The sequence below is a fragment of the Streptomyces angustmyceticus genome (assembly GCF_040701845.1).
GTDB classification, from domain to species: domain Bacteria; phylum Actinomycetota; class Actinomycetes; order Streptomycetales; family Streptomycetaceae; genus Streptomyces; species Streptomyces angustmyceticus_A.
In genome coordinates this window covers 81,172-102,061 of sequence record NZ_JBFBHQ010000005.1, presented here as the reverse complement: position 1 = coordinate 102,061, position 20,890 = coordinate 81,172, and the positions used below count along the sequence as shown (strand labels likewise).

Sequence of the window (20,890 nt, the reverse complement as noted above, 5' to 3'; positions counted from 1 at the left end):
GGCCTCGCATTCGCTCAGCGCACGCCTCTCCCCGAATCGCTCGCTGCGCTCGCTCATGCGGAGCCTCCCGTGTGCGGATCCTGGTCGTGCGGGGCGTGGCCCGTGGGGTCGGCGGGGCCCGCCTGGTGCGGGATGCGGGCGGTGTCCGCCGGCGCCGCCCCGTCGGAGTCGTCCCCCGGGCCGTAGGAGGCCTCCGCGGCCTCCGCACGGGCCTTGACGACCTCGTCGACGGCGTCCAGCACGCCCCGGTAGCCGGAGCAGCGGCAGAGGTTGCCGCACAGCGCCTTGCGGGTCTCCAGCTCGCTGGGGGCGTGGTTGCCCTCCAGGAGGTCGTGGACGGTCATCGCCATCCCCGGTACGCAGAAGCCGCACTGCACCGCACCGGACGCGGTCAGCGCGCGCTGCACGTCGGAGGGCACGCCGTTCTCCGCGAGCCCCTCGACCGTGCGCACCTCGCTGCCCGCGGTGGTGGCCGCGGGCACCAGGCAGGACGCCACCAGCCGCCCGTCCACCTGGACGGAGCAGGCCCCGCACTCGCCCTGCGAGCAGCCGTCCTTGGCGCCGGCCAGCCCGAGCCGCTCACGGAGCACGTAGAGCAGCGACTCGCCGATCCAGGCGTCGGTGACCGGCCGGTCGATGCCGTTCACCCGCAGGACGTAGGACGCGGCGGGGTGTTCGTCGAAGGCCTCGGCGGCGGGGTCGCCCGCGGCCTGGGGGTCGTCCTCCTGGCCGGCGGCGGGGGCCGGAGCGGGCGTGGCGTCGGGTGCGGACTCCGTGGGGGCCTCGGGGCCGGTCGCGGCCTCGGGGCCGGCAACGCCCTCGGGGCCGCCGGCGGGCATCCCGCCACCGGTGGCGTCGGCGCCGTCGGCGGACCGCAGGTCACCGGCACCGCCGGTGCCGTCCTCGTCGGACCTCTCGTCCGTCCCGGCGCCCTCGCCGGCGTGCCCGGCGCCGGCCGGGTCCGCGAAGCCGTCGGGGGCCGTGCGTCCGTCGCGGGCCGTCCGGTCGCGGTGCTCGCCGTGCTCCGGTGGTGCGTCCGTGCCGCCGTCGGGGTGCGGCACGGGCCCGGTCGCGTCGTTGAGCGCGAACTCGCCGGACTCCTCCGGCCGTCGGCCGCCGGCTCCGGGGACCGCCCAGCCGCCCGTGCCGGGGGTGTCCGCCGCCCCGTCGGGCCCGTCCGCGGCCTCGTGCGGCCGCGGCGTCCCGTGCTCCTGCGACGCCTCGTCGTGCGGCGGCTGTGCCCTCTCCGCGACGGGCGGCCACTGGGCCAGCGCGTCGGCCGGCAGCGACCAGTGCCCGGTCGCCCCGCCGTTCAGGGCACCCGCGCCGGCCGCGTACGGGTCGCCGCCCGACGCGCCGCCGTCGCCGGGCAGTTCGGCGTCCGGCCCGGCGCCGTGCTCCGGGAGGCCGCGCTCGCGCGCGTACGGGTCGTCGGCGGCGCCGAAGTGCTCGTGCGCCGCCCCGCCGTGCGGGCCGTCCTGCGGCGCGGCAGGGGCCGTGCCGGCCCCGTTCGCGGCGGCCGGTCCGGCGGTGAAGTTCCAGTGCCCGGTGTGGGCGGCCGCGCCGGGGTCCGTCGCGTGCCCGGCGCCCTCGTACGCACCCGCGCCCGGGTATCCGGCGCCCTGGTAGCCCTCGGCGCCACCGACTCCCGCGGGGCCGGAATGCCCGGGGTGTTCCGGATGGCCGGGGTGACCCGTATGACCGGTCCGGTCGGAAGGGTCGTGATGGCCCGGGTGGCCCGGGTGGCCGCCCGTATGTGCCGGATACCCCGTCAGTCCGTCGTCGCCGAGCAGGTATTCGCCGGATTCCTCCAGGCCGTCGTCGGCGGCCGCGGGGACCGACCACGTGGCGTGGCCGCCCGCCTCCGGGCTGCCCGCGACCGGCCAGTCCACCGGGTCGGCGTGCCACGACCGGGCCGCCTCGGGGGCGTCGCCGTGGTAGCCCTCGGCGGGGCCGTGGTGGGCCGCGTACTCCGCATGGGCCGGGTATCCGGCGGACGGGTCGGCGTATCCGGCCGACGGGTCCGCGAAGGGCATCGTCCACTGGCCGGTGGACGCCGGGTCGGTGCCGGGGTCCGCGACCGGCGGCGCGGGGTCGTGCGGGGCGAAGGAGGACGGCGGGGTGTAGCCGTGACCGGGCGCGGCGAGCGGCTCGGCTCCCGGGGTGCCGTACCGGGGCGATCCGCCGCCGTAGACCCCGCTGGTGAAGCCCTCCGGGAGCTGCACGAAGGCCGTCGCCTCCGACTCGTACTCGCCGCCCTGCGGCAGCGGCTGCCAGCCCTGGTCGGGATGCGGCTGGTACGGATGGCGGTTGTCTGCGTCGCTCATGCCGAGCCCTCGCTTCGCTCGGCCTCGCATTCGCGAGGCGCGCACCTCCTGATGACGTTCCCCCGGTCCTCGGCCGGGCGGGCCCCCGTTCGGCGCTGGCTCATGAGAGTGCCCTTCCCAGTGCGCGGCGGGCCAGGGCTGCCACCGTACGGCGCAGGTGGAGTGCGGCGGGCGGCAGGGTGGCCGGTTCCGAACCGTCCTCCGGCGGCGCCGGGTCCGGGATGCAGGCGGCCGCGACATAGTCGCCGAAGGCCGTCAGCGCCTCGGGAACCAGGCCGCGTTCGCCGTCCCAGTCGATGAGGGAGGCCACCCACTGCTCGGCCTCCAGCGGACGCAGCGGCATCGCGGCCACCGCGCCCACCGCGCAGCGCACGCCGCGCCTGGCCGGGTCCAGGACGAGCGAGACGGAGGCGGTGGCCCGGCCGGGGCCGGTGCGGGCGGTGGCCTTGAGGAAGGTCTGCGGGGCGTGCAGCAGCGGCACCCGTACGAAGCCGACGAGTTCACCGGGGCTCAGCATCTCGCGGCCGGCCAGCAGGTGGCTGACCGGGATCTCGCGCCGGCCGCCGCCGGGACCGGCGATGATCACCGTGGCCTCCAGGGCGGCGAGCACCGGGAGGGTGTCGCCCGTGGGCGCGGAGGTCACGATGTTGCCGCCGAGGGTGCCGGCGTTGCGGACCTGCGGCGGGCCGGCGGCGCGGGCGGCGGCGGCGAGCCCCGGGATCAGCGCGGCGAAGTCGGGGCGCCCCATACGGGCGAGGGTGAGGCCGGCGCCGAGCAGCGCATGGCCGTCGAGGTACTGCCAGCCGCGGATCTCGCTGATCCGGCCGAGGCCCACCAGGGCTGCGGGTCTGAGGAGTCCGGCGTTGACCGCCGCCATGAGATCGGTGCCGCCCGCGACCGGAACGGCGGCGGGCATGGCGGTGAGCGCCGCCACCGCCTCGTCGAGCGAGGCCGGCAACGTCACCGTGTGCGACGCGTGCGGTGCGTGCGTGGTCAAGCCAGCTGCCCCTTCCCCGGTGTCCCGGCAGTTCCGCTCCGCCGTACGGTACGTGCTCACAGCCCGGACGTGGCAACTCTGGCACATCTTCCCGGGCCCCCGGCGCGAGGGTCCGCGAACCGGCGATCCGTCCCCGAACAGGGTGCTGGTCCGGTTTCGTCCGCCGCCGGCCGTGCGGGAACTGCGGTGCGGCGCACCGGCAACGGCGTCCGGTACGGCGCACCGACCGTACGGCGGTGCCCGGTACGGCAGTGCCGCGGTGCGGGGCGGCTGCCGTACCGCACCACCGTCCCAGGGTCCGACCGCGCGAGCGCCCTCCTTGGGCGGGGGCTCACACGTTTGGGGGCGCCCCGTCGATCGGGCGTCCGAGCACGCCGGGCCGTTTCTGCCAGGGGCGGGGGCCGCCGGGCGGGCGGTAGTCGACACCGAGGGCGTCGAGACGGGCGTAGTGGACAGTCATCCGCCGGGTGAAGTCCTGGTAGTCGCGGTCGGCCGGCGCGGGCAGCCGCGACCAGGCGACCTCGGCGAAGGCGGCCAGCCGCGGAAAGACCTGGTAGTCGAGGCGCTGCTGACTGTCCATGACCTCGGTCCAGGCGTTGGCCTGGGTGCCCAGGATGTGCGCGGCCTGGTCGGCGGTCAGCTCCGGCGGCACCGGCTCGAAGCGGTAGACGTCCTCCAGGGTCCGCACGAAGCCGATCGGCACCGGCTCGTCCGGGGAGTGGTGCTGACGGTGGTCCAAGTACACCTGCTGTTCGGGGCACATCACGACGTCATGGCCGGATTTCGCCGCGGCGACACCGCCCGCGCAGCCGCGCCAGGAGGAGACCGCGGCGCGCTCGGCCAGCCCGCCTTCGAGGATCTCGTCCCAGCCGATCAGCCGCCGGCCGCGGTCGGCGAGCCAGCGGTCGAAGTGCCGGATGAACCAGCTCTGCAGTTCGTCCTCACCGGCCAGCGACAGCTCGGCGATCCGCGCCTGGGCTGCGGCGGACTCCCTCCACTGGTCCTTGGGGCACTCGTCGCCGCCGATGTGCACGAACGGCGAGGGGAAGAGCGCGAGGACCTCGTCGAGCACCTGCTCGTAGAAGCGCAGGGTGGTGTCGGTGGGCGCCAGTACGTTGGGGTTGACGCCCCAGGTGTCCCAGACCTTCAGGGAGGTGGTGTCGATGACGTCGGTGTTGCCGAGTTCCGGGTACGCGGCGATGGCGGCCTGCGAGTGCCCGGGGACGTCGATCTCGGGGACGACGGTGATATGCCGCTGGGCGGCGTAGGCGACGATCTCGCGGATGTCGTCCTGGGTGTAGTAACCGCCGTGCGGGCGCTCGTCCCAGAGGGGGGAGGCCCGGTGACCGATCTTGGTGCGCTCCCGCCAGCCGCCGATGCCGGTCAGCTTCGGGTAGCGCTTGATCTCGATCCGCCAGCCCTGGTCGTCGGTGAGGTGGAGGTGCAGGACGTTGAGCTTGTGGGCGGCGAGCAGATCGAGGCAGCGCAGCACCCCGTCCTTGGGCAGGAAGTGCCGGGCGACGTCCAGCAGCATGCCGCGCCAGGCGAAGCGGGGGCCGTCCTCGATGGTCTGCTGCGGCAGGACGGCCGCGCGCCCGGGTGCGAGCGGCGCCCGGCGGAAGGCGTGCGGGCCGAGGAGCTGACGCAGCGTCTGCGCTCCCCAGAAGACCCCGGCCGGGCCGCCGCCGGTGATCCGTACGCCCCACCGGGGATCGGCCTCCAGCCGGTAGCCCTCCGCGGGGAGGGCGGGGTCCAGGGCGAGCGCGAGGGTGTCCGCGGCCTCGCCGGAGCCGGGCGGCAGCGGCAGGCCGAACGCCGCGCCGAGGGTGGCGCGCAGCCAGTGCGCGGTGTCCTCGGTGCCGGGCGCGGCCGCCAGGGCCGTGTCCTGCCCGAGGCGGACCGCGCTGCGACCGGGTCCGTCGATGCTCAGCGGCAGCGGAACCAGTCCGCCGCCCGGCGCCGTGGGGGTGATGTCCGTGTCCGGCATGCCGTCCGCCCTTCACCGCGCCGCCCGGCCCAGGACCGGTCGGCCCGCACGAGTACACCCGAGTACGAAGAGGATGCGAGGTGGAGAAGAAGGCCGGCACGGGGCCGGCCGTCACGGCCGATGCTGCCATGATCCGGGCCACCGTGACCGCGCCCCGGCCGATCCCGTCCGGCGTACCGGTGAAGCCGTGGGCCGATCGCGTGGGGCAATTCCCGGGAGTTCGGGGGAGATTGTGCGGCCGGAGCGGGGCGGGTGGCGGCGCCCGGTTGCCCGGTGCGGGGCGGCACCCGGTCCCTGCGTACGGGGAGGCTCCCGGTCGCCCGCGGGGGCCGCTGCCGGGCGCGCGGCACGGGGCGGCCCGGTGCGGGGCGGCGCCGGTACACGCAGCGGCGTTCTGGAACGCCGGACGGGCCCCGGTCCGCGAGGGACCGGGGCCCGAACTCTCACAGCTGCTGCCGAGGACCTCGTGCGCGCAGGCGGCCGGCGGGACGCGCTCGTACGCGCGCACTGTTGACGCGGCCCGTACTCCCCGGGCCGGCGAGCCGAGGCGGGGCACCGACGCCGGGAGGGGCAGGTACGGCCCGACGGACGATTGCGTCCCGACGGACGGCTGCGTCCTGCGGCTCCTCGGCTCTGCTGCTGGGCTCGTGCGCGGGCACCCGGCCGTGGCCGGCCGGGTGTCACGGCCGGTGGCTACTTCTTGCCGCCGTCCTTGCCGCCCTTGTCCTTGTCGCCACCGGCGCCCATGGACTCGAAGATCTCCTTGCACATGGGACAGACCGGGTACTTCTTCGGGTCGCGACCCGGGACCCAGACCTTGCCGCACAGCGCCACGACGGGGGTGCCGTCGAGCGCGCTCGCCATGATCTTGTCCTTCTGGACGTAGTGGGCGAAGCGCTCGTGGTCGCCGTCGCCGTGCGACACCTGCGGTGTCGGCTCTACGAGGGTCCCCGTACCTGCCCCGCGCTCGGGCTCAACAGTGCTCATAACAGCCAAGGGTACTCACGCCCGACGCAACCCGGGAGCGTCGGTCCGCCGCCGGAGGGAGCGCACGCCCCACCCCCCCGCCACCCCTCCGGTCACGCGGGCGCAGCGCGTACGGCGCCGACCCCGCCCCGAGCGCCTGCCCGCCGGGCCCTTCGCCGCCCCGGGGCGCACCGGGGCCGGGGCCCACGGGGGTGCGGACGGAGCGATGCGGCACCCCCGGGAAGCCCCCGCCATCCCGGAGGACCGGCCCCTGGACAGCCGCCGCCACCCTCCTAGGAAGCCACGGCCACCCCGCCCCGGGAACCGGCCGTCAGGCCCAGCCGCGCGGCGAACGCCAGCGCGGCGTCCGGCCGGACCTCGTACCAGCAGTCCTGGCCGCAGACCGCGTCCAGCAGGGCGGTGATGTCCTGGGCGGCGACCCTGCGGGCCTCCGCGGCGGCCAGGAAGGCGCGGACCGCCGCCAGGGCGTCGACCTCCGTCTCCGTGCGCGCCACGAGGACCTCGGCGATGTCCCTGGCCGCGTCGTCACCGGGCGCGACCCAGCTCATGGCCATCTCCAGGCCGTCGTCCGGCAGCTTCTCGGGGTACGGGGCGCGGGCCCAGGCGCCGTCCTGCCACCAGTAGACGAACCCGAAGAGGTTGCCCTCGGCGTCCTCGCGCACCTGCTCCCAGGGCAGCCATGCGGGGCCGCCGGCCAGGAAGTCGATCTGGCGGCCGCCGCTGTGCGTATGGCTGCCGTCCGAGTCCTGGCCGCAGAGCAGGGCCCGGCCGTCCTCGAACAGCTTCAGCCGCCACCAGTAGCTTCCGCCGTCGTTCCAGCACTGCAATCCCTGGTCGCCCCAGGAGAATTCGTCCCAGTCGTCCACGGCGGCCGCCACTACCGCCAGCGTCGCGGCGCGCGCCCACAGCCGCTCCGGGTGGTCCAGATCCTCGGGCACGCTCGGCCTGTGCATGGCGACTCCCCCGCTCGTCCAGCGCGGTCCCGCCGACGCGACCGCGCACCGTCCCCTGTCATCTCGAACCATAGCGACGGGGTCCGACAATTCCCCATGACGAAGCCGTCACAATAATCAAGTCGTCAACAAAATCCGGGCCGCCGCGGAACCGCCCGTCCGCCGTCCGACGAGGGTCAGTTCAGCGACGGATCGTCCGGGTACGTGGCCACCATCGCCAGCTCGTTGCGCTGCCGGCGCAGCACCGCGCGCCACAACTGCTCCGGGTCGGGCGAGGAGACGTCACCCGGCTCGGACTCGACGACGTACCAGGCGCCCTCGACCAGTTCGTCCTCCAGCTGGCCCGGCCCCCAGCCCGCGTACCCGGCGAAGATCCGCAGGCTGCCGAGGACCGCCGCGAGGAGTTCCGGAGGGGCCTCCAGATCGACCAGACCGATGGCGCCGTGCACCCTGCGCCAGCCCAGCGGCTCGTCACCCGACTGGACGCCCGCCCGGTCGGCGGCCGGTGCGCCGGCCGTCTCCGCGCCCTCCCCGCCCGCCAGGGCGCCGCTGTCCACGGACGCGATGCCGCCCTCGCCGGACAGCCCGCCGGGCACCACGGCCACCCCGAGCGCCGAGTCCAGCGAGACCGGGCCGCCCTGGAAGACCACCCCCGGCTCGCCGGCCAGTGCGGCCCAGGGCGCGAGGATGTCCGCGACGCCGACCGGCGTGGGACGGTTGAGGACCACGCCGAGGGAGCCCTCCTCGTCGTGGTCGAGGAGCAGCACCACCGCGCGGTCGAAATTCGGATCGGCGAGCGCGGGCGTCGCGACAAGAAGCCGCCCTGTGAGCGAGGACACCTCGGTCATGGCCACATGATCCCGCACTTCCGCCCGAAGCGGGGAGTCAACGCCCGTACCCGCTCCAGAGCAGGGCAGGGCGTACGGCGGCAGCACCGGCGCACAGCACCGGCACCGGATAGGCCATTCACGACATTCCCCGGCAATTCCAGCCAAAGGTCGATTACAGATCAAAGGCGGATCGTAGCGGAGCGTGTTGTGACAAAGCCATTACATGCTCAGACACTGCACGGGCCTACGGACTCACCCCCGCCCGCCCTTACCATTTCAGCTTGGCCCTGCCCGTCTCCAGGAACGCGAGATCCATGACCGTCTCTACTGACGACGTACTGCTTGTCCACGGCGGCACCCCGCTCGAGGGCGAGATCCGGGTTCGCGGCGCGAAGAACCTTGTGCCGAAGGCCATGGTCGCCGCCCTCCTCGGCAGCGGCCCCAGCCGACTGCGCAACGTGCCCGATATCCGTGACGTACGTGTGGTGCGCGGGCTGCTGCAGCTGCACGGCGTCACGGTGCGCCCCGGCGACGAGCCGGGCGAACTGGTCCTCGACCCCTCCCACGTGGAGAGCGCCAACGTCGCCGACATCGATGCGCACGCGGGCTCCTCACGGATCCCGATCCTGTTCTGCGGCCCGCTGCTGCACCGCCTCGGCCACGCCTTCATCCCCGGCCTCGGCGGCTGCGACATCGGCGGCCGCCCGGTCGACTTCCACTTCGACGTGCTGCGCCAGTTCGGCGCGACGATCGAGAAGCGCGCCGACGGGCAGTACCTGGAGGCGCCGCAGCGACTGCGCGGCACCAAGATCCGGCTGCCGTACCCGTCGGTCGGCTCGACCGAGCAGGTGCTGCTGACGGCCGTCCTGGCCGAGGGCGTCACCGAGCTGTCGAACGCCGCCGTGGAGCCGGAGATCGAGGACCTCATCTGCGTCCTGCAGAAGATGGGCGCGATCATCTCCATGGACACCGACCGGACCATCCGGATCACCGGTGTCGACAAACTCGACGGCTACACCCACCGCGCCCTCCCGGACCGCCTGGAGGCGGCCTCCTGGGCGTCCGCGGCGCTGGCCACCGAGGGCAACATCTACGTCCGCGGCGCGCAGCAGCGGTCGATGATGACCTTCCTCAACACCTTCCGCAAGGTCGGCGGCGCCTTCGAGATCGAGGACGAGGGCATCCGCTTCTGGCACCCGGGCGGCCTGCTCAACGCCATCGCCCTGGAGACCGACGTCCACCCCGGCTTCCAGACCGACTGGCAGCAGCCGCTGGTCGTCGCGCTGACCCAGGCGTCGGGCCTGTCGATCGTGCACGAGACGGTCTACGAGTCCCGGCTCGGCTTCACGTCCGCGCTCAACCAGATGGGCGCGCACATCCAGCTCTACCGGGAGTGCCTGGGCGGCTCCGCCTGCCGCTTCGGGCAGCGCAACTTCCTGCACTCCGCGGTCGTCTCGGGACCGACCAAGCTGCAGGGCTCCGACCTGGTCATCCCCGACCTGCGCGGCGGCTTCTCGTACCTGATCGCGGCGCTGGCGGCCCAGGGCACCTCCCGGGTGCACGGCATCGACCTGATCAACCGCGGCTACGAGAACTTCATGGAGAAGCTCGTGGAACTGGGCGCCGACGTCGAGCTGCCGAACGGGGCACTGCCCAACTGAGTGCCCCGGTGGGGCGGTCGGCCGAGTGCCCCGGCGGGGCACCGGCCCCTGCCCGGCTGAGCGCCGACTGAGCGATGGGGGGCGGCTTTCCGCCGCTCCCCACCCGCACGCCCTCCGGCAACTCCTCGGCAGGGGCGGTGCGTTCGCCCCTGCGGGGGCCTCATGTCCCCAGAGGCCGCGGCCGCGGCAGTCCCGGCCCGGCCGGCCGTGCCCCACGCTCCGAGCCGCCGTCATGAGCAGGCGAACGGTCCGCACCGGCATCGTCGCCGGCGCTCCCCTCCCCCGGCGACGTGCTGCCCCCGTCCCCATGCGTGCTCCCGGGTGTCCTGCGACGTCACCCGTACGGCTGCCCCGCCGGGCCGGGACTTCACCGCCAGGGTGACGGCCGGCCGCCCCACCGTCCGGCCGGGTGCGCCGAAGCGGTGCCCACCGAGCGCGGACCGTCCGGCCCCTGCGCCCGTCCGGCCCCCGCGCGCGGCCTCGCCGCCGCCCCGTGGCCGCCTGTCCATCGAGGGCACCCCCACCGCCCCTACGGGCGCCACACCACCGCCCCACACGCCCCTGGCGGCCCCTCTGACCGCCGTGGACCCCGCAGCCTCCCGGTTCCGCCGCCCCCGGCCGCTCCGGGCGCACACAGGGCCCGGAGCGGCCCCAGACGGCCCCCGGACGGCCGCCGCGCCCCCAGGGGACACGAAAAGGCGGCCACCCCTGGGAGGGGTGGCCGCCTTTTATGCCGTGCTAGGGGTGTTACTTACCCTTGGCGGCTTCCTTGAGCTTGGAGCCCGCGGAGACCTTCACGCTGTAGCCGGCCGGGATCTGGATCGGGTCGCCGGTCTGCGGGTTGCGCGCGGTGCGAGCGGCACGGTGGGTGCGCTCGAAGGTCAGGAAGCCGGGGATGGTGACCTTCTCGTCGCCCTTGGCGACAACCTCGCCGGTCACCTCGGCGAGGGCGGCCAGAACGGCGTCGGCGTCCTTGCGGGTCACCTCGGCGCGATCGGCCAGAGCGGCCACCAGCTCACTGCGGTTCATGTTTGTACTCCCGTGTTCTTCTTGCCAATGAGGCGTGAGATCGAAGCCGATGCTGCCAGGGCCCTCGGACAGTCCCCGGACCCGGGTCTGGTGCCAGACCCTCGCGCCCGATTACGCATCCTGCCCCCACCTGCGGCGGTAAAGCCAATCCGGCACCCAGGAGGGTCACACGAAAAGCGCCACTGCCTCGTCGTGGTGACGCTCCGTATCATTCCCGCTCCGGGCCGGCCCCACAGGGCGGCGGTCGCTTCCCGCCACCCTATGGGGGCCCCAACGACGGCGTGTCCAGCGACGCGCCGTACTCAGACCGCCGTGGTGGCCGTCACAGCCGGGTCGCCGCTCTTGGCGGCCTCCCGGACGGCTCCGGCGACCGCGCCCGCGACCTTCTCGTTGAAGACGCTGGGGATGATGTAGTTCGGGTTGACCTCGTCCTCCAGGACGACGTCCGCGAGGGCGCCGGCCGCGGCCAGCATCATCTCGGTGTTCACCGTACGGGAGTGGGCGTCCAGCAGGCCGCGGAAGACGCCGGGGAACACCAGGACGTTGTTGATCTGGTTCGGGAAGTCGGAGCGGCCGGTGGCCACGACGGCGGCGGTCTGCCGGGCGACGGCCGGGTCGACCTCCGGGTCGGGGTTGGCGAGCGCGAACACGATCGCGCCCTCGGCCATCTTCGAGACGTCGTCGCCGTCCAGGACGTTGGGCGCGGAGACGCCGATGAAGACGTCCGCGCCGACCACGGCCTCCTTGAGGGTGCCGGTGACGCCCTCGGGGTTGGTGTTGTCGGCGATCCAGCGCAGCGGCGAGTCCGGGTCGGCGTCGACCAGGTCCGTGCGGCCGGCGTGGACGACGCCGTGGATGTCGGCGACGACGGCGTGCTGGACGCCGGCGGCGAGCAGCAGCTTGAGGATGGCGGTGCCGGCCGCGCCGGCGCCGGACATCACGACCCGGACGTCCTCGATCTTCTTGCCGACGACGCGCAGCGCGTTGGTGAGCGCGGCGAGCACCACGATGGCGGTGCCGTGCTGGTCGTCGTGGAAGACGGGGATGTCCAGGGCCTCCCGCAGCCGCGCCTCGATCTCGAAGCAGCGGGGGGCGGAGATGTCCTCCAGGTTGATGCCGGCGAAGCCGGGGGCGATGGCCTTGACGATCTCCACGATGGCGTCGGTGTCCTGGGTGTCCAGGCACAGCGGCCAGGCGTCGATGCCGGCGAAGCGCTTGAAGAGGGCCGCCTTGCCCTCCATGACGGGCAGTGCGGCCTTGGGGCCGATGTTGCCGAGGCCGAGGACGGCGGAGCCGTCGGTGACGACCGCGACGCTGTTGCGCTTGATGGTCAGCCGGCGGGCGTCCTCGGGGTTGTCGGCGATGGCCTGGCAGACGCGGGCGACGCCGGGGGTGTAGATCATGGAGAGGTCGTCGCGGTTGCGGATGGGGTGCTTCGACGACATCTCGATCTTGCCACCGAGGTGCATCAGGAACGTACGGTCGGAGACCTTGCCCAGCGAGACGCCCTCGATGGTGCGCAGCTGGGAGACGATCTCGTCGGCGTGCGCGGTGGAGGTCGCCGCGATCGTGACGTCGATGCGGAGCTTTTCGTGGCCGGACGCGGTCACGTCGAGGCCGGTGACCGAGCCTCCGTGGGACTCGACGGCCGTGGTGAGCTGGGAGACCGCGGTTCCGCTCGCGGGCACCTCCAGCCGGACCGTCATCGAGTAGGAGACGCTGGGCGCCGTTGCCATGGCCGACTTCCTCTGCTTTCACCGTTTCGCTGTGTTTCGCTGCGGGTCACAGCGTTGTGCTGTCCGATCGTCGCACCTACCCCTGAGTACGCGGTAGCCGTGGTGGATTGCGAACGTTGTGTTCACCATCCAATGCAACTTCGGAAAACGTATTCCACCATACGAGAGTTGATCGGCCAAGCAAAGAGGCCCACGTCACGGGGTGACGTGGGCCTCTCAGGGCTGAGACACCGGCCCGCCATGCTCGCCTCGCGGCAAGTGGTCGCTCGTAGCGACGATGGTTGGGCCCGGGGGCTTGGATCGAGCCGGTGCCGTCACCCAGGCTAACAAACCATCCCCGGAAGCGAATCCCGTCCCGCGGGCCCGATTTCAAGACCCCTCGGACGGCGGCGCGCGGCGTCCGGCCGCGCCCGCCGTACGGGTGCCCCGCCGGCCCGTCAGTCCCGCAGCAGGTCGGGGACGCCGTCCCCGTCCGGCTCGTCCCGTTCGGCCGACAGCACGGTCAGCTGCCGGGTGGCGCGGGTCAGCGCCACGTACAGCACCCGCAGGCCGGCCGGGGACTCGTCGGCGATCTCGGCCGGGGAGACGACCAGGGTGGCGTCGTACTCCAGCCCCTTGGCCTCCAGGGAGCCCAGTGCCACCACCCGGTCGCCGAGCGGGGCCAGCCAACGGCGGGCCTGCGCGCGGCGGTTCATGGCCACCACGACGCCGACCGTGCCGTCCACCTCGCCCAGCAGCCGCCGGGCCTCGGCCACCGTGGCCCGCTCCAGCGCCGCGTCGCCGTCGGCCGGGGCCGGCCCACCGCCTTCCGCGACGAGCGCGAAGCGCGGCTCCAGGCCCGTGGAGCGGACCGCCTTCGGCGACTGCATGCCGGGCATCGCCAGCGCCAGCACCCTGGCGGCCAGTTCGGCGATCTCCGCGGGGTTGCGGTAGTTCACGGTGAGCGTGAAGCGGCGGCGCGGGCGGGTGCCGAGCGCCTCGTCGCGGGCGGCGGCGGCCTCGTCCGGGTCGGACCACGAGGACTGCGCGGGGTCGCCGACGACGGTCCAGGTGGCGTGCCGGCCGCGGCGGCCGACCATCCGCCACTGCATCGGCGTCAGGTCCTGCGCCTCGTCGACGATGATGTGGGCGTAGTCGGTGCGCTCCTCCTCCAGCCGTTCGCGCCGGCCGCGGCCGCCGCCGTTGCGCTCGGTGTAGGTCGTGAGCTCCTCCAGGCCGGTCAGGTGGTCCAGCGGGTCGGCCTCGCGCGGCCGGGGCGGGCGCATCGGGGCGCCGAGGACCGTCTGCAGCTCGTCCAGGAGCGCGACGTCGTGCACCGACAGGGGGCCGTGCCCGGTGTCGTCCAACCGGCGCAGGGAGCGGGCCAGTTGGCGCACCTCGCGCTGGTTGAGGAGCCGGCGCGCCCAGCGGCCGAGGAGGCGCTCGTCGGCCATCGCGGCGAGCACCCCGCGCGGGGTCAGCTCGGGCCACCAGGCGTCCAGGAACTCCTGGAAGTCGGGCTCGGTGGTGATGTCCTCGTCGAAGCCCTCGCGGGCCTCGGCGGCGAGTTCGGGGTCCGTGTAGCGGCGGGCGGCGCCGGACTTGGCCCACAGGGCGTCCAGGATCAGCCGGCGGGCGCGCGGGCGCAGCAGGTTGACCGGGGCGGTGCCGCCGAGCGCGGACTGCCGGATGGCGTGCAGTTCGTCGGCGTCCAGCTCCAGCCGGCCGCCGAAGGCGACGACCCGCAGCCGGGCGGGTGCGGCGGAGGCGGGGCGGGAGGGTCTGGAGCGGGTGCGGCGGCCGTTGCGTGTGCCGCTGCCGGCGCCGTTCCCGTCGGGCGCGGCGACGAGGTCCTCCAGGGAGAGCTGGGTGTCCCCGTCCGTGGCCCCGGCCTCGGGCGCCGCGGCCGCGGGTCCGGCCAGCTCCAGCGCCCCGCGGGCCGCCTTGCGCAGCAGCTTCTGCATCCGTGCGGAGCCCTTGACGCGGGCCACCGCCGGCGGGTCGTACGCGGTCGCCTCCGCGCCGTCGACCAGCGAGCCGAGTGCCCGGATGGCGACCTGGCCCTCCTCGCCGAGGGAGGGCAGCACGCCTTCGGTGTAGGCGACCAGCAGCGGCGTGGGGGAGACGATCAGGATGCCGCCCGCGTAGCGGCGCCGGTCCTGGTAGAGGAGGTAGGCGGCGCGGTGCAGCGCGACGGCGGTCTTGCCGGTGCCGGGGCCGCCCTCGACCTCGGTGACGGAGGCGGCGGGGGCGCGGATCACCATGTCCTGCTCGGCCTGGATGGAGGCGACGATGTCCCGCATGGTGTGGCTGCGGGCCCGGCCCAGCGCGGCCATCAGCGCACCGTCGCCGATCGCCGGCAGTTCCTCGCCGTCCAGCGTCGCGGTGATCTCCGGGCGCATCAGGTCGTCCTCGACGCCGAGGACCCTGCGGCCCTTGGAGCGGATCACCCGCCGGCGCACGACCCGCCCGGGGGCGACCGGCGTGGCCCGGTAGAAGGGGGCGGCGGCCGGCGCCCGCCAGTCGATGACCAGCGGGGAGTAGTCCGCGTCGAGGACGCCGAGGCGGCCGATGTGCAGCGTCTCGGCGATCGTGGCGCGGTTGTTCTCGATCGCGCCGTCGGCGGGCTCGACGGAGGTGAAGGCGCCGTCCGGGCCCTTCTTGCCGTCCTTGCCGAGGAGCAGGTCGATCCGGCCGAAGAGGAAGTCCTCGTACTCCGAATTCAGGCGGTGGAGATGGACGCCGGCCTGGAAGACCTGGGCGTCGCGCTCGGCGAGCGCGCCGGGCGTGCCGACCTGGCCGCGCTTGGCGGCGTCGTCCATCAGGAACTCGGCCTCGTGGATCTTCTCCTCGAGGCGCCGGTAGACGCGGTCCAGATGCGTCTGCTCGGCTTCGATCTCGCGGTCGCGAACGGAATCCGAAGCGTGGTCCGGTGCGTGCGTGGCGTTGTGCGCGGCCACCCAGGCCCCCTTCTGCTGTGCGTAGGGCAGCCGTCAACCGTACGCGAACCAGGCACCGCGCGCACCTGGAGAAAGGGACAAAATCGGGCGAGTTCGGTCGGATGTCGACTCAAGCCTTTACGTCGGGCGTGACCCGGTCGAGGGGAGCGCCGACCGACGGCGTGGCGGTGCTTGACGGGCGCCGCCGTGCCGTACCCGGCCGGGGCGCCCGCTCGCACCGCTCAGACGTTCACCTTCGCCAGCCGCTTGCCGTCCGTCGTGGTGACCTCGAAGTGGTCGATGTCGCCGCGGTTGAAGCCCGCGCCGCCCGCCGCGTAGAGGGGCTCGCGGTTCCACTTCGCGGCGCCGCCCGGGATGCCGTAGCCGCCCTTGGGGACCGCCCAGGTGGTGACGGTCTGCCGCTTGCCGTCCTTGCCGACGGCGACCAGGCCGCAGGTGAGCGGGCCCTTGACGTTGGCGAGTTCCAGGACGACCTGGGTGCCCCAGGGGCGGGCCGCCATGGACACGCCCGCGGAGACCTTGGTCTCCGGGTCGACGGAGCTCGCCTTCTCGCCCGCCGCGTACTGGGCCCGCACCGCGTTCGCCAGCGGCGGCGCCGCCTGCTCCTCGGGCGCCTGGGGCGTCAGCCGGAGCGCGGCGAGCGGCCCGCCGACGATCAGCACGACGGCCGCGGCGACCAGGAACAGCCGCCGGCGGGCACGGCCGCGCCGGGTGGCGGCGACCTCGTTCATCAGCCCGTCCAGCAGCCCCGGGCCGGGGACGGCCGTGATCGTCTGCGGGGTGGGCGCGGTCTGTTTGAACTCGGCCAGTACCGGCGACAGGCCCATGAGTTCTTCCAGTTCGGCCGCACACCGGTGGCAGCCGACGAGATGCGCCTCGAACCGGTCGGCGTCGGCACCGTCCAGAACGCCCAGCGCATAGGCGCCGACGTCGGTGTGCCGGTCCGGCTGCGCGGGCGGGTTCACTCCGTCACTCCTCGTTCCTCTAGCGAGAGTCTCAGGGAGCGCAGCGCGTAGAAGACCCGGGACCGCACGGTCCCGGCCGGTACGCGCAGCACCTCCGCTGCCTCGTTGACCGTACGTTCCTTGAAATACGTCTCGACGAGGGCCTCTCGATGGGCCTGGCTCAGGTCGCTCAGCGCCTCCGAGATGGTCATCATGCGCAGCGCCCGGTCGATGACATCGGCGGCCGGCATCGTCTCCAGAGGGGTCGGATCGACCTCTTGGGGCCGCGCCTTGCGACTGCGGTGCCCGTCGATCACGATCCGCCGTGCGACGGTCACCAGCCAGGGTCGTATCGAGCCGGTCGCCCGTTGCAACTGGTCGGCGTTGCGCCAGGCACGCACCAGCGTCTCCTGCACCACGTCCTCCGCGCGGTGCCGGTCGCCCGCCACCAATCGCAGGACGAAGGCGAGAAGCGGCCCCGCGTGATCGTCATAGAGGGCTCGCATGAGCTCCTCGTCAGGTGTCGTCCTGTCTGCCACGACGGCATCCTTACGCACTCCAACTCCCGGGTCGATAGCCCAGATCGCCCAAGATCGCCGGGGGACCCTGCCATGAATCGGACTTGCGGTGAGGAGTACGGACGGGCCGGGCGGGTTACTCAGAGTTCGGCGGAAAATTTTTCCGCGCCGGTCACGACGCCCTGACCAGCACTTCCGTCCTGCCCGCCGCGCACCGTCGTCCGCCGCCGGTGCCGGGCCACCCGCTCGCGGTTGCCGCACACCTCGCTGGAGCACCAGCGCCGGCGCCGGCCGCGCGAGGTGTCCAGATACACCAGCGTGCAGCTCTCGCCCGCGCACTGCCGCAGCTGCCCGCGCGACGCCGGGTCGGTCAGCAGGCCGATGGCGTCCCGGGCCACCGCGGCCAGCAGCCCGGCGCAGTCGGGCGGGCCGGGCAGGGCGCCGGCCAGCGCGCCGTCGGCGGTGCGGACCGCGCACGGGGCGGGCGGCTGTCCGGAGGCGGCCGCGGAGTTCAGCAGCGCCAGATCGGCGTCGGCCGCCCGGCCCCGCAGCTCTTCGTGCACCACGCGGCGCAGCAGCTCGCGCAGGGCACGGAAGCGGCCCACCCAGCTGCCGTCGACGCCGTCCAGCGGGGTCCCGCGCGGCACCAGGCCCGCGCCGAGCAGCCAGGCCCGCAACTGGTCGGGGCCGGTGAGCCGTTCACCGGTGGGCCCCTCGCCGGTGAACCGTTCGGCGGGGGCGCCGGACGTGGCCGCGAGGTCCAGGCAGATCCGGCCGCAGTCGAACCGCAGGTCGCAAGGCGCCGCCATGTGCCTGTCACTCCTTAGGGACCAAACGTGTGTGCTCCCAGAGTGCCCCGGCCCCCTGGCCCGCCGGAACCCTCCGGAAGCGGGCACTCCACGGAGGAACCGCACGCGGACACAGCGGGTGGGCGCGGTGTGCCCACGCGTCATGGACCGGGTCCGCGTGAGCCGCCGTGCCGCGCGGGGCCGCCGTGCCGCGCGTCTGTCCCGGCCCGCCGGTCCCGCGCGGCCCCTGCCTCCGCGGGCCCTCCCCCACCCGCGGTTTTCAGCCTTCCGAAGAGACCGTGATGAGGATCAGGCCCGAGAGTCCCGTCACCGCCCGGACCGAGTCCGCGAACACCTCCGTCGTCCACGCGGCCACGTCCGTGGACCACTCGCGCACCTCGCAGCGGAAGGCGAGCGCCGGGCGCATGCCCTCGGCCTGCACCTCCCCGGCGAGGGGACGGGCGAGCCCCGGAGTCGGCGCGCCGGCGGGCTTGAGGGCCTTCACCGTCATGTGCCCGTAGGTGCGTTCGAGCGCCGCCTCGCGGATCTCGGCGCCCCGCGCGGCGAGGCCGGCCGACGGCAGGGCGGACACGGTGACCGTCAGCGACGCCGCGCCGGACGGGTCGGCGAGGGCGAACCAGTCGGCCACTTCGGCGAGTTCGATGCGGGCGTCCCCGGCGCGGTGCAGCGGCACGAGGGCGTGGGTGCCGGTGAGGCGGAGGGTGCCGACGCGGCGCAGCGCGTCCGAGAGGACCGTGATGACGGGCAGGACCGGGAGGCGGCGGGCGCGCTGCTTCCTGCCCGGGATGTTCACGGGCCGCGGCAGCGACGAGTGCAGCCAGGCCACCTGACGGACCCGGCCGTCCTGCGTCCAGTCGCCGTCCGCGTCGTGGTGGTCCCAGAGGTTGTCGGCGGGCTCGTCCGTCAGGGCGGTGGAGCTCCAGGCGTAGGCGGACGCCCGCTTCACGGCGAGGCCGAAGACGTCCTCTTCGAGGTCGAACTCGGCGCTCACCCGGTCGATCCAGGGATACCGGTCCAGTACCCCGTGCAGTCCCACGATGAGGGTGGCGTCCGGACCGGTATCACTCATGGTCGTACTCCTGGATCGAGCGGAGGGAAGGGCGGAACTAGAAAATCAGACGCCGCACTTGACCGTGACCGGCTTGGTGTAGGCCTTCTCCGGCGAGTCGGCGACGCCGATGAGGTCGACGTCGATCATGGTGCGCCACTGGTGCCTGCTGCTGTTCGCGCACTTCTTGCGCGCGACGACCCGGCGGGCGCTGCCACCGTTGCCGGACTTGAGGTTCTTCGCGTTCTTGGCGACCGAGTGCCACGTCCTGCCGGACTTCATCTGCAGCCAGATGGTGACCTTGGCCTTGGTGCCGGGGCCGCTGACGTGGGTCCACCAGGCGTGGGCGGACGCGGTGCGCGGCGGGGTGCTGGAGATGTGCACGCGGTCGCCGTTGGTGATGAAGACGCCGGCGCCGCTCGCGGTGGCCGGCACGGCCATCACAGGGGCCGGTGCGGCGGTCGCGGGGGCCGGTGCGGCGGTCGCGGGGGCCGGCGCGGCCATCGCGGGGGCGGTGGAGCCGGCGAGCAGCGCGGTGGCCACGGCCGCCGAGGTCAGAAAGGTGCGCATGCGCATGGTGGGGTGTCCTCCGTTGGTCATGAATCCGTGCGCGCGGAATGTGCCGACGGTGGAGGGAGCTGACGTATCCATGACATCTCGGACATGCCGTACCCGCGCCGGTCGAGCGCAGGCACATGACATGACGTCAGCGCCGAGAGCATCCCCGTGATCCCCGTTCCCCCGTGGGCGGCCGGCAAGATCCTCACCGTCCGCGCACACCGCACGCTACGGGGGCGCACGCCGGGGCGCAATCACATAATGTGCCGTCAGGAGACCGGGCGGAGAAGCCGGGACGGCCTCAACGACGCGGCGCCGGTCGGCCCCGTCACCCCCGGCCCCGGCCCCGCCCCGGCCCGCGCGCCCCCTACTCGCCCTGCTCCCCGCCGTACTTGTCCGTGTCCGCATGGGGGTCGAGCGACAGCCGGTAGCCGCGCTTGACGACGGTCTGGATCAGCTTGGGTGCGCCCAGCGCTCCCCGCAGCCGGGCCATCGCGGTCTCCACCGCGTGCTCGTCGCGGCCCGCCCCGGGCAGGGCCCGCAGCAGGTCGGCGCGGGAGACCACCCAGCCGGGGCGCCGGGCCAGTGCGCGCAGCAGCGCCATTCCGGCCGGCGGCACCGGCCGCAGCGCACCGTCCACCACGACGGCGTGCCCGCGGATCTCCAGCCGCCGCCCGGCCACCGGCAACGGCCTGACGCGTCCCGGGAGTTCGCGGCACAGCAGCTGCACCAGCGGCCCCAGCCGGAAGCGCTCCGGCTGGAGGGTGGGGACGTCCTCCGCCTGGAGCGGCAGCGCGGTCACCGGTCCCACGCACACCGGCAGCACCTCCTGCCGCAGCGCCGCCAGGACCTCCGCGCGGATCCCGCGCTCCTGGGCCCGGCGCAGCAGCGACGCGGCGGCCGGCGCGCTGGTGAAGGTCACCGCGTCCACGGAGCGCGAGAGCACCGCGTCCAGCAGCCGGTCGACCGGGCCGATGTCCTCCGGCGGCATCCACCGGTACACCGGGACGCCGACCACCTCCGCGCCACCGGCCCGCAGCGCCTCGACGAACCCCGGCAGCGGCTCCCCGTGCAGTTGGATGGCGACCCGGCGCCCGGACACGCCCTCCTCCAGCAGCCGGTCCAGCACCTCGGCCATCGACTCGGAGGCCGGCGACCACTTCTCGGTCAGCCCGGCGGCCCGGATCGCGCCGCGCACCTTGGGCCCGCGCGCCAGCAGCTCCACCCCGGCCAGCCGCTCCAGCAGCGCCTCGCCGAGGCCCCAGCCCTCCGCGGCCTCGACCCAGCCGCGGAAGCCGATGGCGGTGGTGGCCACGACGACGTCCGGCACCCGGTCGATGAGGTCCCGGGTCACGGCGAGCAGCTCGGTGTCGTCCGGCAGCGGGACGATCCGCAGCGCCGGCGCATGCGTCACCTGGGCGCCGCGCCGCTCCAGCAGGGCGCCCAGCTCCTCCGCCCGCCGGGCGGCGGTCACCCCGACGGTGAACCCGTCCAGCGGCCGGACGGCCGGCGTCGTCTCCGCCGCCGGCTCCCGCTCGTCGTGCTCCTGCTGCTGCTCGTGCATGGT

At 74.2% G+C, this 20,890-nt stretch carries 16 protein-coding genes; 1 reads left to right on the top strand and 15 read right to left on the bottom strand.

Features of this window, described 5'->3' with window-relative positions; translation table 11 throughout:
• Window positions 1-53: 53 nt before the first annotated feature.
• The 6 genes from AB0411_RS13690 to AB0411_RS13665 all read right to left on the bottom strand — a co-directional run bounded on the left by AB0411_RS13690 (window position 54) and on the right by AB0411_RS13665 (window position 8,099).
• Entirely contained in the window at window positions 54-2,327 is a 2,274-nt protein-coding gene (locus AB0411_RS13690; protein ID WP_366417480.1) for a 2Fe-2S iron-sulfur cluster-binding protein, read from the bottom strand.
• Between the two features lie 100 nt (window positions 2,328-2,427).
• Complete coding sequence (locus tag AB0411_RS13685) at window positions 2,428-3,324, bottom strand: FAD binding domain-containing protein (RefSeq protein ID WP_366417479.1); 897 nt, start codon at window positions 3,322-3,324, stop codon at window positions 2,428-2,430.
• Window positions 3,325-3,655: 331 nt separating this feature from the next.
• Window positions 3,656-5,311: a beta-N-acetylhexosaminidase gene (locus AB0411_RS13680; protein WP_366417478.1), complete on the bottom strand. Its 1,656-nt coding sequence runs from the start codon at window positions 5,309-5,311 to the stop codon at window positions 3,656-3,658.
• Between the two features lie 693 nt (window positions 5,312-6,004).
• Complete coding sequence (locus tag AB0411_RS13675) at window positions 6,005-6,298, bottom strand: DUF3039 domain-containing protein (protein ID WP_078568732.1); 294 nt, start codon at window positions 6,296-6,298, stop codon at window positions 6,005-6,007.
• 272 nt (window positions 6,299-6,570) lie between these two features.
• Window positions 6,571-7,251, bottom strand: coding sequence for a hypothetical protein (locus AB0411_RS13670; protein ID WP_366417477.1), 681 nt, complete (start codon window positions 7,249-7,251; stop codon window positions 6,571-6,573).
• Between the two features lie 176 nt (window positions 7,252-7,427).
• Window positions 7,428-8,099, bottom strand: a complete 672-nt coding sequence (locus tag AB0411_RS13665) for a YqgE/AlgH family protein (RefSeq protein ID WP_366417476.1) — start codon at window positions 8,097-8,099, stop codon at window positions 7,428-7,430.
• 296 nt (window positions 8,100-8,395) lie between these two features.
• Between AB0411_RS13665 and murA the strand changes: the two genes are divergently transcribed.
• Window positions 8,396-9,742: a UDP-N-acetylglucosamine 1-carboxyvinyltransferase gene (gene murA / locus AB0411_RS13660; RefSeq protein ID WP_018091261.1), complete on the top strand. Its 1,347-nt coding sequence runs from the start codon at window positions 8,396-8,398 to the stop codon at window positions 9,740-9,742.
• A 747-nt stretch (window positions 9,743-10,489) separates the two neighbouring features.
• Here the strand turns inward: murA and AB0411_RS13655 are convergent.
• The 9 genes from AB0411_RS13655 to AB0411_RS13615 form a co-directional block, all read right to left on the bottom strand.
• Window positions 10,490-10,771 (bottom strand): HU family DNA-binding protein, encoded by a 282-nt coding sequence (locus tag AB0411_RS13655; protein WP_006605312.1) that lies wholly within the window; start codon window positions 10,769-10,771, stop codon window positions 10,490-10,492.
• Window positions 10,772-11,073: 302 nt separating this feature from the next.
• Window positions 11,074-12,507 carry an NAD-dependent malic enzyme gene (locus AB0411_RS13650; protein ID WP_366417475.1) on the bottom strand — a complete coding sequence of 478 codons (1,434 nt, stop codon included), beginning with the start codon at window positions 12,505-12,507 and terminating at the stop codon, window positions 11,074-11,076.
• A gap of 437 nt (window positions 12,508-12,944) precedes the next feature.
• The gene (locus tag AB0411_RS13645) at window positions 12,945-15,446 is read right to left on the bottom strand and encodes a HelD family protein (RefSeq protein WP_366417474.1); all 2,502 of its coding nucleotides are present in this window, start codon (window positions 15,444-15,446) and stop codon (window positions 12,945-12,947) included.
• A gap of 221 nt (window positions 15,447-15,667) precedes the next feature.
• On the bottom strand, window positions 15,668-16,411 hold the full coding sequence (locus tag AB0411_RS13640; RefSeq protein ID WP_366417473.1) for an anti-sigma factor family protein: 744 nt from the start codon (window positions 16,409-16,411) through the stop codon (window positions 15,668-15,670).
• Window positions 16,408-16,947: a sigma-70 family RNA polymerase sigma factor gene (locus AB0411_RS13635; RefSeq protein ID WP_088797889.1), complete on the bottom strand. Its 540-nt coding sequence runs from the start codon at window positions 16,945-16,947 to the stop codon at window positions 16,408-16,410. Before AB0411_RS13635 ends, AB0411_RS13640 begins: the two co-directional genes overlap by 4 nt.
• 101 nt (window positions 16,948-17,048) lie before the next feature.
• Window positions 17,049-17,717, bottom strand: coding sequence for a CGNR zinc finger domain-containing protein (locus AB0411_RS13630; protein ID WP_366417472.1), 669 nt, complete (start codon window positions 17,715-17,717; stop codon window positions 17,049-17,051).
• A 259-nt stretch (window positions 17,718-17,976) separates the two neighbouring features.
• Window positions 17,977-18,786: a hypothetical protein gene (locus AB0411_RS13625; protein WP_366417471.1), complete on the bottom strand. Its 810-nt coding sequence runs from the start codon at window positions 18,784-18,786 to the stop codon at window positions 17,977-17,979.
• Window positions 18,787-18,831: 45 nt separating this feature from the next.
• A complete protein-coding gene (locus AB0411_RS13620; protein WP_366417470.1) occupies window positions 18,832-19,365 on the bottom strand; it encodes a hypothetical protein in 534 nt (177 codons plus the stop codon).
• A gap of 325 nt (window positions 19,366-19,690) precedes the next feature.
• Window positions 19,691-20,887, bottom strand: a complete 1,197-nt coding sequence (locus AB0411_RS13615; protein WP_366417469.1) for a uroporphyrinogen-III synthase — start codon at window positions 20,885-20,887, stop codon at window positions 19,691-19,693.
• Between the last annotated feature and the right edge of the window lie 3 nt (window positions 20,888-20,890).

Excerpts from the sequence above, each read along its gene's own strand:
- AB0411_RS13690 (WP_366417480.1), bottom strand. The coding sequence starts at position 2,327 with ATGAGCGACGCAGACAACCGCCATCCGTACCAGCCGCATCCCGACCAG.
- AB0411_RS13680 (WP_366417478.1), bottom strand. The coding sequence starts at position 5,311 with ATGCCGGACACGGACATCACCCCCACGGCGCCGGGCGGCGGACTGGTT.
- AB0411_RS13675 (WP_078568732.1), bottom strand. The coding sequence starts at position 6,298 with ATGAGCACTGTTGAGCCCGAGCGCGGGGCAGGTACGGGGACCCTCGTA.
- AB0411_RS13670 (WP_366417477.1), bottom strand. The coding sequence starts at position 7,251 with ATGCACAGGCCGAGCGTGCCCGAGGATCTGGACCACCCGGAGCGGCTG.
- AB0411_RS13665 (WP_366417476.1), bottom strand. The coding sequence starts at position 8,099 with ATGACCGAGGTGTCCTCGCTCACAGGGCGGCTTCTTGTCGCGACGCCC.
- murA (WP_018091261.1), top strand. The coding sequence starts at position 8,396 with ATGACCGTCTCTACTGACGACGTACTGCTTGTCCACGGCGGCACCCCG.
- AB0411_RS13655 (WP_006605312.1), bottom strand. The coding sequence starts at position 10,771 with ATGAACCGCAGTGAGCTGGTGGCCGCTCTGGCCGATCGCGCCGAGGTG.
- AB0411_RS13650 (WP_366417475.1), bottom strand. The coding sequence starts at position 12,507 with ATGGCAACGGCGCCCAGCGTCTCCTACTCGATGACGGTCCGGCTGGAG.
- AB0411_RS13630 (WP_366417472.1), bottom strand. The coding sequence starts at position 17,717 with ATGGCGGCGCCTTGCGACCTGCGGTTCGACTGCGGCCGGATCTGCCTG.
- AB0411_RS13625 (WP_366417471.1), bottom strand. The coding sequence starts at position 18,786 with ATGAGTGATACCGGTCCGGACGCCACCCTCATCGTGGGACTGCACGGG.
- AB0411_RS13620 (WP_366417470.1), bottom strand. The coding sequence starts at position 19,365 with ATGACCAACGGAGGACACCCCACCATGCGCATGCGCACCTTTCTGACC.
- AB0411_RS13615 (WP_366417469.1), bottom strand. The coding sequence starts at position 20,887 with ATGCACGAGCAGCAGCAGGAGCACGACGAGCGGGAGCCGGCGGCGGAG.